The following is a 13,393-nucleotide window of genomic DNA, read 5'->3' as shown; positions in this document are numbered from 1 at the left end:
GCACACAGCTTAGGAATAAGACGCTACAGAACTTATGTGTCGTCAAGCGTAACAGGGACTGTAACCTCTGTTTTGGGGGCGGAAAGATCGCCCACGAAAGAATACCCCAAAACCGCCAGAAACGCGAGGATCAGTACTAAAATGAGAAAACGGATGATCCTGCCCATGGATTTTGCCTCTATTGCCTTCTTTTCTTGCTTTACCCCTTGATGCTGCCATCAAGAAAGACCCCGTATCGGGCCTCAGGGGGTTGTATGAAGTTTAGACAATGTTATCACCCAAATTGGAATTTGATAATGGGGCATCGGCAGGAACTTGCGTATTTTCCTGCTAGCCCCGAACTTGGGGACGGGCTGGATTGGGCTATCACTTGAACAAGACCGTTGTGCTGGTCGGGCTGATGGGGGCAGGCAAAACGGCTGTCGGCACGCTGGTGGCGCAAAAGCTGGGTGTGCCGTTTCTCGATTCGGATCACGAGATCGAACGGGCTGCCAATATGACGGTAGCCGAGATTTTTACCCGCGATGGAGAACCGTTTTTCCGCGCCAAGGAAAGTCAGGTGCTAGAGCGCTTACTGGTCGGCAAACCTTGCATCCTGTCAACGGGCGGCGGGGCTTATCTGGCCGAGAGCAACCGCGCGCTGATCGCGAAACACGGGGTTGCGTTGTGGTTACGGGCCGATCTCGAACTGCTGTGGTCGCGGGTCCGTCATAAAACGACTCGACCCTTGCTGCGCACTGACAACCCGCGCGAAACGCTGGCAGGTCTGCACGCGGCGCGCACGCCGATCTACCAGAACGCACAGATCGTCGTGGACAGCGAAGAGGGTCTGTCCCTTGAAGATATGGCGCAGCGGGTCATCCAGACCTTGCTGGCCGACCCAAACAGCGGCGTCACAAAGGGAGCACGCTAATGCGCGAACAGGTGGTAGTGGATCTGGGGCATCGGTCCTATGACATTGAAATCGGCACAGGCCTTCTGGCCGAAGCAGGTGCCTTCGTGGAACCATTCCTGCGGCGCAATAAAGTGGCGATCATCACGGATGAAACCGTTGCAGCCAAGCACCTTCCCGCATTGTTGTCAGGACTGGAGGCTGCGGGAATTGACGCGGTGACGCTTCAGCTTCCGGCGGGGGAAGCCACCAAAAGCTGGGACCAGTTGCAGCGCACGGTGGAATGGTTGCTGGCGGAGAAAATCGAACGAGACGACATCCTGATCGCATTCGGCGGTGGTGTGATCGGTGATCTGGCAGGGTTTGCAGCGGCGATTGTGCGCCGCGGCATCCGGTTTGTGCAGATGCCCACTACTCTGCTGGCGCAGGTAGACAGCTCTGTGGGCGGTAAGACGGGGATCAACTCCCCCCACGGGAAAAACCTTGTGGGCGCTTTTTACCAGCCACAACTGGTGCTTGCCGATGTGTCGCTGCTCGATACACTTGAAACACGCGACTATCTGGCGGGCTACGGCGAGGTCGCAAAATACGGTCTGCTTGGCGATGCGGATTTCTGGGAATGGCTGGAAGAAAACGCGGCAGCGGCCGCCGAGGGTGACGTGGCTAAGCGGATTTATGCGGTTAAACGGTCCTGCCAGATGAAAGCCGAGATTGTAGCGCGGGACGAACAGGAACGGGGCGACCGTGCACTGCTGAACCTTGGCCACACATTCGGACATGCGCTGGAAGCCGCCACCGGCTATTCGGACCGGTTGCTTCACGGTGAAGGCGTGTCCATCGGCTGTGCGCTGGCGTTTGAAGTGTCCCAACGGCTTGGCCTGTGCGCACAGGAAGCGCCGAGCCGTGTGCGCGACCACTTCAAAGCGATGGGAATGAAATGTGATCTGTCGGAAATTGACGGACCGTTGCCCGATGCGGATGGTTTGATCGCGTTGATGGGGCAGGACAAAAAGGTCAGCGGTGGGGTGATCGGCTTTATTATGGCGCGGGGACTTGGGGATGCTTTTGTCACCCGCGATGTGGATCTGTCCGTGGTGAAATCTGTCTTGTCAGAGGCGCTCTCCGCGCGTTAGGATACGGCCGGTTTGCGGCGGCGGCGGGTTTCAATCACACCCGATGCCAGCGCCACACCGGCGGCGACCACCAGAATCCCAAGCCATTTGAAGGCCGAGATTGGTTCGTCCAGAAACACCCAGCCGCCCAAAGCCGCGATCACCGGCACCAGCGCCGCTGCGGCAGCCGGTATGGTGGGGCCAAGGGTGCGGATCGCGTAAAGAAAGGTGAAGTTGGCAACAAAACCGGCCATAATTCCTTGAAATACCTGAATAGCGAGGATCGGGGTCGGGACCAGATGCAGGCCCGTGCCGAAAAATGCAACTGCGGTCAGAAACGCGATGGACGACCAGCCAAGGATGACGATCGCGCCGGCAATCGGGTCTAACGCTGATATGTTGAACCGCACCGTATAGGCCGCCCAGCAACACGAACCGGTCAGAAACAAAAGATGCCCGCGCCAGCTGCCCGAAGCGGTGTTCAATATCGCTTCAAATCCGCCAACGGCCAATGCACCCAAAACGATCAGGGCTATGCCGACATATTGCAGTTTCGCATATGCCCGCCCCAGAAAGATCAGGCTAAGCGCGGCCACGAAAACCGGCAACATGGACGGGGTGAACAGCCCGCCGTCCACAGTTGGCGCATATTGATAGCCAGAGGCGAGGAGGACAGTAAACAAGGTCCCACCGCCACCGCCGATGATCAGAATATCCAGCCAGTTCGCGGTTTTGGGTTTCAGTCCGCGTTTTATGATGAAAGGCAGTATGAGAAGGGCCGCAGGGACCGAACGCAGAACCCCCATATCAACCGGCGAGAGCTGTTGCGTCATCGCTGCTCTGGTAGAGACCAGATAACTGCCCCAGACAAAAATCGTCACCGCAAGGGCGCCCCAGGACAGAATGGAGCGGCGCATCAGGCGGAGCAGGAGGCGCCGCCAAGGACGCAGAATTTAGAGCAATGGGGGTGATTCAGTTTCACAGGTTTCTCTGCCTCTTCAAGAGTTTTGCCTAGGTTAAACTCCGGATCATAAGGCAAAAGAGTGCAGGCCAACACCGTAAGATGGCCATCGCCCTTGTATTTAACCACCATTCGGGAAGACGCACACATGACGTCATTGGGGGATTTATTTAAAATGCCCCAACAGGCTGTGGTGATTTCAGGCACTTCCGCGGTCTCGTCCATTTCAGGAAACAGCATCGTTTGCGCGGGGTGGTTCGGGTCAATATCAAACCCGTGTTTTTCATAAAGCGCGGCATAACCGGCGCGGCTTTCTGTGTCTGTGTCGCCCCAAATCGTGCGTCCGGCCACATGCATCGGAATACCCGCATCGCGCAGCCATTCCATACCCGCAAGAGTAAGATCAAAACTGCCTTTGCCCCGTTCTTTATCGTGACATTCAGCGGAATGGTGATCCACCGAAATCCGCATGGTCAATTTGCCCGGATGCGCCTTGTGCAGGTCCAGTATACCCGTCTGCACCCGTTTACGCATCATCGGACGCATGGCGTTGGTAAGGATCAGAACTTCATAACCCCGTTCCAGACAAGCCGCTGTTATATCGACCATTTCGGGGTTCATAAACGGCTCGCCTCCGGTGAAGGCGATTTCTTTGGTGGGCCAGCCGCGTTGTTCTATCTGGTCAAGGTAATCCTCAACCTCGGCGCGGGTGATATAGACCAGCCGGTCGTTGGTAGGAGAACTGAAAATATAGCAATTTTCGCACTCAATATTGCATAGGGTTCCGGTGTTGAACCACAGAGTCGTCGCCCCGTTCAACGCCACAGACGCACGGGTCTCGCCCTTAGCGGTGATGTCGGGATGTTCGAATTTCCCCATCGGTTGCGGGTCGGGAAGATCGAATTTCTGATAGTTCATAGGGTCTGCCTGTCATTGCTTGCCTGATCGCTATCCGATTGTATGTTAGTTTTCAAAGGAAAGCTTGCAAAACCCACGTAGTTGTGACTGTATGCGACGCAACTACGTTATCGTTAACATTAACTGTTCCGAGGTGCCCAGATGGTCGCAAAAACTATACCGGTTGATCCCTTCGATTTGATCATCATTGGCGCGACAGGGGATCTGGCAAGACGCAAAATCCTGCCGGGCCTGTTTCGCCGGATGTGTGCGGGGCAGATGCCTGAAACCGCCAAAGTCATCGGGGCGTCACGCGGCGATCTGGACGACGCGGGGTTTCGCGATTTTGTAAAAGACGCGCTGAAGGAATTTGCGGGCGACACGGCGAAGGATGCCAAATCCGTCGCGCAATTTCTGGAGATGTTGGAATATGTGTCATTGGATGTATTCGGGGATACCGGCTGGAAAGAGCTGAAATCAAAACTTCGCCCTGATACGATCCACGCGGTCTATTTCTCGGTTGGGCCAAGCCTGTTCGGCGAAATCGCCCGCAAGCTTTCGGGGCATGGGATCACCGACGAACACAGCCGGATTGTGGTTGAAAAACCTTTCGGGCATGATCTGGAAACGGCCAAAGCGCTCAACACGGAATTGCGGGCCTGTTTCGATGAGCACCAGATTTACCGGATCGACCATTATCTTGGCAAGGAAACCGTGCAAAACCTGATGGCGGTGCGCTTTGGCAATGCGCTGTTTGAACCGCTCTGGAATGCGCAGCATGTGGATCACGTACAGATCACCGTGGCTGAAACTGTCAGCGTAGAAGGGCGCGGCGGTTATTATGACAAATCGGGCGCGATGCGGGATATGGTGCAAAACCACCTGATGCAGCTTTTGTGCCTCTCTGCGATGGAACCACCCAGCAAATACGGCGCCGATGCAGTGCGCGATGAAAAGCTGAAGGTGATCCGCGCGCTGGAACCAGTTGCCCCATCCGAGGTGGTGCGCGGTCAATATTCGGCAGGTCGCGATATGGCGAGCTATCTTGAGCACGCCGAAGATCCTGACTCCAAAACCGAAAGCTTCATTGCGATGAAGGTGAAAGTGGCAAACTGGCGGTGGGCCAGCACACCGTTTTATCTGCGCACTGGCAAGCGTCTGCGCGGGCGGATGTCTGAAATCGCAATCGTGTTCAAAGACCCGCCCCATTCCATCTTTGAAGGGGATTTCAACCGCAAAGGCAACGTACTGGTGATCCGCCTGCAACCGGATGAAGGCATCACCATGCGGGTGACGATCAAGGAACCGGGGCCGGGTGGGATGCGCCTGACCGAAGTTCCTCTTGATATGTCTTTTGCTGATGCTTTGGGTGATCAGGTTTCCGTCATGCCGGACGCCTATGAGCGGCTGATCATGGATGTGATCCGTGGCGACCAGACCCTGTTCATGCGCGGCGACGAGGTCGAGGCTGCTTGGGCCTGGGTCGATCCCATCATAGAAGCCTGGCAAGATGCAGGCAGCCGCCCTGTGCCCTATGATCCGGGCGGGTCAGGTCCGGATGACAGTCTTATGCTTCTTCACAAGGACGGTCGGCGCTGGCGAGAGATCAAATCATGAGCGATTTTATCACATACGACAGCCGTGACGCCTTGTTCCAAGGGCTTGCAGGAACGGTAGAGGAACAGTTGCGTGCAGCATTGGCGGCTAAGGGGACAGCCTCGCTCGCCGTTCCGGGCGGGACGACCCCGGCGCCGTTTTTCCACCGGCTGCGCAAGGCTGATCTAAATTGGGCCAATGTCAGGGTGATGCTAACGGATGAACGGTTTGTGCCGGAAGGCTCCGAGCGTTCCAACACGCGCTTGCTGCGCGAACATCTGTTACAGGATAATGCCGCGGCCGCAACACTCGTGCCGTTTTATCAGCTGGCTGAAGCACCCGAAGATGTGCTCGACAGCTTGCGCGATGCGATTGAAGCTGCATTGCCCCTTGATGTTTGCGTGCTTGGAATGGGCGCAGATATGCATACCGCCAGCATCTTCCCCGAAGCCGATCTGCTGGCAGAAGCGTTGGACCCGCAAGCGCCAATTCTATTGCCAATGCGGGCACCAAATGCGCCCGAACCCCGTCTGACGCTGACAGCCCCCGTATTGCAAGCGGCCAAAGCGGTTCATATCCTGATCGCGGGAGCTGATAAAAAAACCGCTTTTGCACGGGCGCAATCGGCCAACTCCCCCCTTGAAGCGCCTATCCGTATCGTTCAGGAACAGGCCATAACCCATTACGCGGATTAAGGAATTAATTTATGAATGTTTGGAAATCCCTGTCGCAAAATCAGGAAAATAACGCCGACCGCTCTATTTTAGCACTGTTCGACGATCCTGACCGCTTTAAAGCGTTTTCGGCGCAATGTGGGGATTTCCTGCTCGATTATTCTAAAACCAATATGGACGCAGAGGCTAAATCCCTGCTGCTTGATCTGGCAAAATCTGCAGGTGTCGACGCAACGCGAAACGCGATGTTTGACGGGCAGGCGATTAACCAGACCGAAGACCGCGCTGTGCTGCATACCGCACTGCGTAACCTTTCGGGGCGACCTGTCACTGTGGATGGCCGTGACGTGATGCCAGAGGTTCTGGAAACCCTTCAGGCGATGAAGACATTTGCCATCCGATTGCGCAACGCAGAGCTGACATCAGCCAGCGGCGCGCCCTTTACGGACGTTGTGAATATTGGCATCGGCGGGTCTGATCTTGGACCGGTAATGGCCAATGTAGCACTCGCGCCATATCACGATGGCCCGAAGGTGCATTTTGTGTCCAACGTGGATGGTGCGGATATCAACGACACGTTGAAAGGGCTTGATCCGACGACAACGCTGCTAATCATTGCCTCCAAAACCTTCACCACCATTGAAACCATGACCAACGCGGAAACTGGCAAGAAATGGTTGTTGCAGGCGGTGCCGGAAGACCAGATCGGTGATCATCTCGCAGCGCTCTCTACTGCGCAGGACAAAACCGCCGCTTTTGGCATTCCGTCCGATCATGTGTTCGGCTTTGCCGACTGGGTTGGTGGGCGTTACTCCGTCTGGGGACCGATTGGCCTGTCCGTGATGCTGGCCATCGGGCCAGAGGATTTCACTGCGTTCCTGCAAGGGGCGGAAGAAATGGACACCCATTTCCGCGAAGCACCACTGGAAGACAACCTTCCGGTCCTGCTTGCGCTGGTGGGGATCTGGCACAACAACATCTGCGGCTATAACACCCGCGCGGTGCTGCCCTATGACCAGCGTTTGCTTCGGCTTCCGGCCTATCTTCAGCAACTGGACATGGAGAGCAACGGCAAGGGTGTGGATATGGAGGGCAATCCGCTGCCCCGCCATTCCGGCCCGATTGTCTGGGGGGAGCCCGGCACCAACGGCCAGCACGCTTTTTACCAGTTAATCCACCAAGGCACCCGCGTTGTCCCGTGCGAATTTCTGGTCGCGCGGCGCGGTCATGAAAGCGAGCTGGCCCACCAGCACCGGCTGCTGTTGGCCAATTGTCTCGCCCAATCCGAGGCGCTGATGGTCGGGCGCAGCATGGACGCCGCCCGCGAATTGATGCGCGAACAAGGGTTTGAGGGCGCTGAACTGGAAAAGCAGGCCGCCCACAGGGTCTTTCCGGGAAACCGTCCAAGTGTGACCATGATGTATAATATTCTTGACCCCAAAACGCTCGGCAAGATTATCGCGCTTTATGAACACCGCGTGTTTGTCGAAGGTGTGATCTGGGGGATTAACAGCTTTGATCAATGGGGCGTGGAACTGGGTAAAGTGCTGGCCACGCGGATGCTGCCGTTGATCGAAGGTGAAGCCACATCCGAGGATAAAGACGGCTCCACCCGCGGTTTGCTCGCGACCCTCTAAGCTGCGAAGGCTCCGGCTGTTTCCAACCGGAGCCTCCGCTCAACTGCCTGTAAAACGTGCCTTAACGTCTTGGGTTATTTCGGCACGAGCACGCCGTTGACCACATGAATAACGCCGTTCGACTGCATCACATCCGCCGTTGTTACTTTATAAGCATTGCCGCTTTCGTCGTAGATGAACACCTGACCACCCGGTGTCAGTTTCGCGGACAGAGCATCGCCGGACACTGCGTTAAAGTGATAGAACCCGTCGCTGCTTTTCTTCGTGGCGGCAACAATATCAGACGCGGTCCACTTGCCAGCCACCACATGGGCGGTCAGCACTTTGGTCAGCATGTCTTTGTTTTCCGGCTTCAGCAATGTGTCAACTGTGCCTGCGGGCAGGGCTGCAAAAGCGTCGTTGGTCGGGGCGAATACTGTGAACGGCCCCTCGCTTGCCAGCGTGTCCACCAGACCGGCCGCTTTCACAGCGGCAACCAGCGTTGTGTGGTCGGCAGAGTTCACGGCGTTTTCAACGATGTTCTTGTCAGCAAACATCTCAGCGCCGCCAACCATCGGATTTTTCATACCGTGGCTTTCCGCAAACGCGGCACCAGCTACCAAAAGACCTGCGACCACTGCACCTACCAGAATATTTTTCACGATTGTTCTCCCTAGAATGAAACGCCGTTTATCGGCGTGTTGTGCAAGGGATACGAGGGCTGTTCGTCAGCGGATCGTTTTCGGCGGTAACATGTTTGTGTGTTTGCGTGATCACGTTGTGCAGGCGCAGTATAACCACAGCACATCTGGGTAACACGAGTGGTTTGATAAGCGGGAATAGAAGGATACTGGAGCGGGTAACGAGAATCGAACTCGTAACTAAAGCTTGGGAAGCTGCCGTGATACCTTTTCACCATACCCGCTCTGTCGGGGTGATTTAGCGGCTTTGGGGTGGGGCGTCAATCGTGGATAGGGGCTTTGCGCGTGAAACCCTGCACCCTATAATTTTACGCGGGGTGCAGGGCTGGGAATGGCGGTTTAACCGCGTCTGCGGCGGCGTCTGCCGCCACCGCCCGACGCGCTGTCGCCTTCGCCGCCGGTGTTGAAATTCACATCCGGCAGGGTGACGTGGGTTTCAAGGATCGGGAAGGGCTCCACGCTGTTTGGAATGGCGCTGGCGTTGACAAAATGCTCTTGGAAGCGAGGCTCGATCGCAGTTTCGATTTTGTGGATTGCTTTGACCGTTTGTTCAATCTCGCGTCGCGACGCGACATTTAGCAGTGCAATTCGCGCACCTGTGCCGGCTGCGTTGCCTGCACTGGTGACTTTTTCAAGGATGCAATCGGGGATCATGCCCAGCACCATCGCATGTTTGGGGGAGATATGCGCACCGAACGCACCGGCGAGCACGATCCGGTCCACTGTATCGACACCGAACTTATCCATCAGCAGCCGTGCACCAGAATAAAGCGCCGCTTTGGCCATCTGGATTTCACGGATATCGCGGTTGGTCACGGTGATGCGCGGTCCGCCATCGGCGGTACCGTCCCAGACCAGATAGGAATGGGTGCGCCCGTCAAGGAAACAGCGGTCCGTGCCGACCTGCGCAGGCGATCCGATCAGCCCCGGACCATCAACAATCCCTGCGATCCGCATTTCTGCGACCATTTCAATGATGCCAGAGCCGCAGATACCTGTGATGCCACTGGACAGGATGCTTTCGGCAAATCCGTCTTCGTCGGACCAAAGGTCCGAGCCGATGACGCGGAAGCGGGGTTCTTTGGTGACAGGGTCTATTTCCACCCGTTCAATCGCACCGGGGGCGGCGCGTTGGCCGGACGAAATCTGCGCCCCTTCAAAAGCGGGACCAGTGGGGGAGGAACAGGCGAGAACCTTGTCCTTGTTCCCAAGCAGAATTTCCGCATTGGTCCCAACATCCACCACAAGCACAAGGTCTTCGGATTTGTCCGGTGCTTCGGACAGGGCCACCGCAGCGGCGTCCGCGCCCACGTGCCCTGCAATACAAGGCAGCAGATAGACCCGCGCGGCAGGGTGCAGGTTCAGCCCCAGCTCCAGCGCCCGAAGAGAAATACTGTCCGAACTGGCCAGCGCGAATGGCGCCTGACCCAGTTCAAACGGATCAATTCCAAGGAACAGATGGTGCATGACCGGATTGCACACGAATACGGCATCCACGATCAGGGATTGGTCGATGCCCGCTTCGGTGGCGATATTGGTGAACAGTGTGTTCATACCATCCCGCACTGCACGGGTCATTTCCTGCGCGCCGCTGTCGTTCATCATGGAATAGCTAACACGGCTCATCAGGTCTTCGCCAAAGCGGATTTGCGGGTTCATCAACCCGCTGGAGGCCACCACTTCGCCGGTTTGCAGATCACACAGATGCCCCGCGATGGTGGTAGAGCCAAGATCAACCGCCAGGCCGTAGATAGAACCTTCATAAAAGCCCGGCCAGATGTGCATGATGCGCGGGCTGAACATATCGTCGCCCAGATGCACCGCGCAGGTGACCTTCCATTCGCCCTTGCGCAGGATCGGCTGCATGCTGGCCAATACGCCAAGATCGGCCTCTAGGTGGGGCAGGTCCCATTGCTCGCGCAGTGCCTTGACCAGCCGCTCCAGATCGCCAGTCGGGTCGTGCATGTCGGGCTGTTGCACCTCGACAAAGAACAGTTTGGTGGAGGGGTCCATCACGATGTCCCGCGCCTCGGCCCGTTTGCGCACCACCTGTTTGTGGACCTGACTTTCTGGCGGCACGTCGATCACAACATCGCCCTGCACCTGTGCCTGACAGCCAAGTCTGCGTCCGTCGATCATCCCGCGTTTGGATTTGTAGCGTTCTTCTACCGAATTCCATTCTGACAAAGCATCGTCGTCCACGGTGACACCGTGTTTGGAGAACTCCCCATAAGACGGTTGAATCTGGCATTTCGAACAGATCCCGCGCCCGCCGCAGACGCTGTCCAGATCCACACCAAGCTGGCGCGCTGCGGTTAAGATCGGTGTGCCAACCGCAAACCGCCCCCTTTTGCCGGAGGGGGTGAAAATTACCAGTGGATCGTTCGGAGTGGTCATATCTATCGGCCTGTTCTACTTGGGTGGAACCAACAGGGCGACAATAGGCGGGTGGCCGAAAATGGAAAGCCAACCCGCGTCAGTTTTGGTTCAATTGCGGCATTAATTCCGGAAATTTTGGTTCAGAACAGGGTAATGCCCATAAAGTAAAATACGGCAGGCACCGGCGCCACCGCGAGGGCCAGCGTTGCAAGGGCCATTGGTGGTCGGAACAATCGGCTTAGCCCCGCGGAAAAGCAGATACCGCCGCCACCACCCAGCACCATATTGCCCGGAATATTGATCAGGATCGCCAGAAACAGATACCGCCAGTTCACAAACAGCGGCCCAAGGAATCCGGGCAGGCGGGATTTCATCAAACGGGTGCGTTGCTCTAGGTCGAGGGGTTCTATGTCGCGCACCATAAGTGCGGCTTTGCGCAGACCAAAACTTTCCAGAAACCGCGAGAGCACAGGGTAGGGCAGCATGTGCCCCACAAGATAGGCGAGCGACAGGCCGATAAAAGTAAAGAGAAACACCAGTGGTGCAATCTTTGCCCCTTGCATTGCCATCAAGGCAAATCCGATTTCCACACCGGGCACAAAAGGTATCGCGATAACAACGGCATAAGCCAGTAGGATCAGCAGCAGCATTCCCGTTAACATCAGCTTCTTACCGCCACTTTCGACCTGTTTCACTTCCTCGCCCAGCCAGTTCACTGCGAAATGCAGCGCAAGGGCCAATGCCACGATAAAGCCGACCCGTACCAACAGCCGGTACAGGTGCAAGGATCGGGAACGGGGAGTCAGATCGGTCAAAGGGAGTCCACTTCTGGCCCCCGTCTACAGGCTCTGCGCGGTGCTGCCAAGCTCACGCTGAACTATCGGGCTGGCGTGCGACCCGCGTCTCGTAGGGCATCAAGGTCAAGACGGCTGTTGTCCATTGCCAGTGCGCCGTCAGTGTTGCGCGGCCATTCGGCGTGCGGACGGTCCCAGTACAACTCAACCCCGTTTCGATCCGGATCACGCAGGTAAATGGCCTGACTGACCCCGTGATCCGCCGCCCCGTCAAGCGGTATTCCGTGCTGATCCAGTTGCAGCAGAACCTGTCCCAGATCGACGCGTGTCGGATAGAGCAGGGCGAGGTGATACAGTCCTGCTGTGTTTTGCGGCGCAGGGGGCTGGCTTTTGGAGTGCCAAGTGTTCAGACCGATGTGGTGATGATACCCGCCCGCTGCGATAAAGGCCGCATCTGCGCCGTATCGTTGGGTCAGCTCGAACCCTAAAACCCCGCAGTAAAACGCCAAGGCGCGGTCAAGGTCAGCGACTTTTAGGTGGATGTGGCCGACAGAGGTGCCGGCCGGTGCGGCGTAAGTATGGGTCATAACAGTCTCACTTTCGCCATCATCCTAACCGCAGGGCGCGGTTCCAAAAACTGGCAAAGCAAGAAGAGAGTGTTCCGGCCAGCGCAACGATCCCGCGCTGGCCGGAAGATTTATCAGCCGCGACGACGGCGTCCGCCCGCGCGACGGCCTCGTGCGCCAGCTTCCTGTTCGCCCGCTTTCACGGGGGCTTTGTTGAAGTTAATCCACTCTCCGCCGTGGGCATCGTTGTTCATCAACAGGTTCGCCGCGCGGATTGCTGTCATCTCACTGCCCGGACCGAATTTGGTAGAGCCAAGACCTGTGACCTGCGCGAACAGCTCCATGTCCATATCGTCTGGTACGATGATACCGGCCTCTGCCAATTCCGCTTTCTTGGCATCCAGTTTGGTTTGGTTGACCGGAGCAGATACCGGGTTCATGATCGCCGAAGTCATCCCAGCCGCAATCGCCATGGGCAGGAAGGCGTTGTTCACACCGTGACGGTTCGGCAGGCCAAAGGACACGTTGGAGGCACCACAAGTGGTGTTCACGCCCAGTTCTTCGCGCAGTCGGCGCACCAGTGCAAAAACCTGCAAACCGGCTGTTGCCATCGCGCCAATCGGCATCACCAGCGGATCGACAACGATGTCATGGGCCGGAATGCCAAAATCCGCCGCACGTTCAACAATCTTTTTAGCCACTTCAAAGCGCACATCGGGATCTTCGGAAATACCCGTGTCGTCATTAGAAATCGCTACAACGGGAACATTGTACTTCTTCACCAGCGGCAGAACCATCTCAAGACGGTCTTCCTCACCCGTGACAGAGTTCAGCAGCGGACGGCCCTCGGCGGCCTCCAGACCGGCCTGAAGCGCACCAGGAACAGAGCTGTCGATACACAACGGCACATCCACCAAACCCTGGACCATATCCACAATAGAGCGCATCAACGGTGGCTCTGTCTCGTTCGGGTTGGGGTTGGAGTTATAGACAACGCCAGCGTTAATATCGAGGATATTGGCCCCGGCAGCCACTTGCGCGATGGCGTCTTTTTCCACGGTGGAAAAATCGCCCGCTTCCAGTTCGGCTGCAAGCTTCTTGCGACCGGTGGGATTGATCCGCTCTCCGATGACACAGAAGGGTTGATCAAAGCCGATGATGGCGGTTTTGGTTTTGGATTCGACGACAGTACGGGTCATTCAATT

At 56.8% G+C, this 13,393-nt stretch carries 13 protein-coding genes and 1 tRNA gene; 5 read left to right on the top strand and 9 right to left on the bottom strand.

Translation table 11 applies throughout. From position 1 onward, the window contains the following. Window positions 1-32: 32 nt before the first annotated feature. Window positions 33-167 (bottom strand): hypothetical protein, encoded by a 135-nt coding sequence (locus tag IEX10_RS20105; protein ID WP_268237044.1) that lies wholly within the window; start codon window positions 165-167, stop codon window positions 33-35. Between the two features lie 203 nt (window positions 168-370). Here IEX10_RS20105 and IEX10_RS10990 point away from each other — a divergent pair, with 203 nt between their 5' ends. Both IEX10_RS10990 and aroB read left to right on the top strand, forming a co-directional pair. Continuing rightward, complete coding sequence (locus IEX10_RS10990; RefSeq protein ID WP_373287469.1) at window positions 371-913, top strand: shikimate kinase; 543 nt, start codon at window positions 371-373, stop codon at window positions 911-913. Then, on the top strand, window positions 913-2,025 hold the full coding sequence (aroB, locus tag IEX10_RS10985; RefSeq protein WP_188674883.1) for a 3-dehydroquinate synthase: 1,113 nt from the start codon (window positions 913-915) through the stop codon (window positions 2,023-2,025). Before IEX10_RS10990 ends, aroB begins: the two co-directional genes overlap by 1 nt. On the opposite strand, the gene IEX10_RS10980 is transcribed toward aroB, so the two are convergent. Together IEX10_RS10980 and IEX10_RS10975 are read right to left on the bottom strand one after the other, a co-directional pair. Next, entirely contained in the window at window positions 2,022-2,921 is a 900-nt protein-coding gene (locus tag IEX10_RS10980) for a DMT family transporter (RefSeq protein ID WP_188674880.1), read from the bottom strand. The two genes, aroB and IEX10_RS10980, sit on opposite strands and share 4 nt — an antisense overlap. Continuing rightward, the gene (locus tag IEX10_RS10975) at window positions 2,921-3,883 is read right to left on the bottom strand and encodes a radical SAM protein (RefSeq protein WP_229678529.1); all 963 of its coding nucleotides are present in this window, start codon (window positions 3,881-3,883) and stop codon (window positions 2,921-2,923) included. Before IEX10_RS10975 ends, IEX10_RS10980 begins: the two co-directional genes overlap by 1 nt. Window positions 3,884-4,024: 141 nt before the next feature. Here IEX10_RS10975 and zwf point away from each other — a divergent pair, with 141 nt between their 5' ends. The 3 genes from zwf to pgi are packed head-to-tail and all read left to right on the top strand — an operon-like array spanning window position 4,025 to window position 7,769. Beyond that, window positions 4,025-5,479 carry a glucose-6-phosphate dehydrogenase gene (gene zwf, locus IEX10_RS10970; RefSeq protein WP_188674877.1) on the top strand — a complete coding sequence of 485 codons (1,455 nt, stop codon included), beginning with the start codon at window positions 4,025-4,027 and terminating at the stop codon, window positions 5,477-5,479. Further along, window positions 5,476-6,153: a 6-phosphogluconolactonase gene (gene pgl / locus IEX10_RS10965; protein WP_188674872.1), complete on the top strand. Its 678-nt coding sequence runs from the start codon at window positions 5,476-5,478 to the stop codon at window positions 6,151-6,153. Before zwf ends, pgl begins: the two co-directional genes overlap by 4 nt. An 11-nt stretch (window positions 6,154-6,164) precedes the next feature. Next, on the top strand, window positions 6,165-7,769 hold the full coding sequence (pgi, locus tag IEX10_RS10960) for a glucose-6-phosphate isomerase (RefSeq protein WP_188674869.1): 1,605 nt from the start codon (window positions 6,165-6,167) through the stop codon (window positions 7,767-7,769). A 74-nt stretch (window positions 7,770-7,843) separates the two neighbouring features. Here pgi and IEX10_RS10955 read toward each other — a convergent pair whose 3' ends face one another. From IEX10_RS10955 to IEX10_RS10930, 6 genes are all read right to left on the bottom strand, one after another. Continuing rightward, window positions 7,844-8,335, bottom strand: a complete 492-nt coding sequence (locus tag IEX10_RS10955; protein WP_229678556.1) for a fasciclin domain-containing protein — start codon at window positions 8,333-8,335, stop codon at window positions 7,844-7,846. Window positions 8,336-8,599: 264 nt separating this feature from the next. Beyond that, window positions 8,600-8,673 (bottom strand) — tRNA-Gly (locus tag IEX10_RS10950). 115 nt (window positions 8,674-8,788) lie between these two features. Next, entirely contained in the window at window positions 8,789-10,846 is a 2,058-nt protein-coding gene (locus tag IEX10_RS10945; RefSeq protein WP_188674866.1) for an ASKHA domain-containing protein, read from the bottom strand. Between the two features lie 122 nt (window positions 10,847-10,968). Then, a complete protein-coding gene (locus tag IEX10_RS10940) occupies window positions 10,969-11,643 on the bottom strand; it encodes a hypothetical protein (RefSeq protein ID WP_188674859.1) in 675 nt (224 codons plus the stop codon). Between the two features lie 62 nt (window positions 11,644-11,705). After that, entirely contained in the window at window positions 11,706-12,209 is a 504-nt protein-coding gene (locus IEX10_RS10935) for a VOC family protein (protein ID WP_188674856.1), read from the bottom strand. Between the two features lie 113 nt (window positions 12,210-12,322). Then, complete coding sequence (locus tag IEX10_RS10930; RefSeq protein ID WP_188674853.1) at window positions 12,323-13,387, bottom strand: methyltetrahydrofolate cobalamin methyltransferase; 1,065 nt, start codon at window positions 13,385-13,387, stop codon at window positions 12,323-12,325. Window positions 13,388-13,393 lie beyond the last annotated feature (6 nt).

The organism is Neptunicoccus cionae, from assembly GCF_014643735.1.
GTDB classification, from domain to species: domain Bacteria; phylum Pseudomonadota; class Alphaproteobacteria; order Rhodobacterales; family Rhodobacteraceae; genus Amylibacter; species Amylibacter cionae.
This window is presented reverse-complemented; position numbering and strand designations above follow the sequence as displayed.

Coding starts and splice junctions, on each gene's coding strand:
- aroB (WP_188674883.1), top strand. CDS start 913: ATGCGCGAACAGGTGGTAGTGGATCTGGGGCATCGGTCCTATGACATT.
- IEX10_RS10935 (WP_188674856.1), bottom strand. CDS start 12,209: ATGACCCATACTTACGCCGCACCGGCCGGCACCTCTGTCGGCCACATC.
- zwf (WP_188674877.1), top strand. CDS start 4,025: ATGGTCGCAAAAACTATACCGGTTGATCCCTTCGATTTGATCATCATT.
- IEX10_RS10930 (WP_188674853.1), bottom strand. CDS start 13,387: ATGACCCGTACTGTCGTCGAATCCAAAACCAAAACCGCCATCATCGGC.
- pgl (WP_188674872.1), top strand. CDS start 5,476: ATGAGCGATTTTATCACATACGACAGCCGTGACGCCTTGTTCCAAGGG.
- pgi (WP_188674869.1), top strand. CDS start 6,165: ATGAATGTTTGGAAATCCCTGTCGCAAAATCAGGAAAATAACGCCGAC.
- IEX10_RS10945 (WP_188674866.1), bottom strand. CDS start 10,846: ATGACCACTCCGAACGATCCACTGGTAATTTTCACCCCCTCCGGCAAA.
- IEX10_RS20105 (WP_268237044.1), bottom strand. CDS start 167: ATGGGCAGGATCATCCGTTTTCTCATTTTAGTACTGATCCTCGCGTTT.
- IEX10_RS10980 (WP_188674880.1), bottom strand. CDS start 2,921: ATGCGCCGCTCCATTCTGTCCTGGGGCGCCCTTGCGGTGACGATTTTT.
- IEX10_RS10975 (WP_229678529.1), bottom strand. CDS start 3,883: ATGAACTATCAGAAATTCGATCTTCCCGACCCGCAACCGATGGGGAAA.
- IEX10_RS10955 (WP_229678556.1), bottom strand. CDS start 8,335: ATGAAAAATCCGATGGTTGGCGGCGCTGAGATGTTTGCTGACAAGAAC.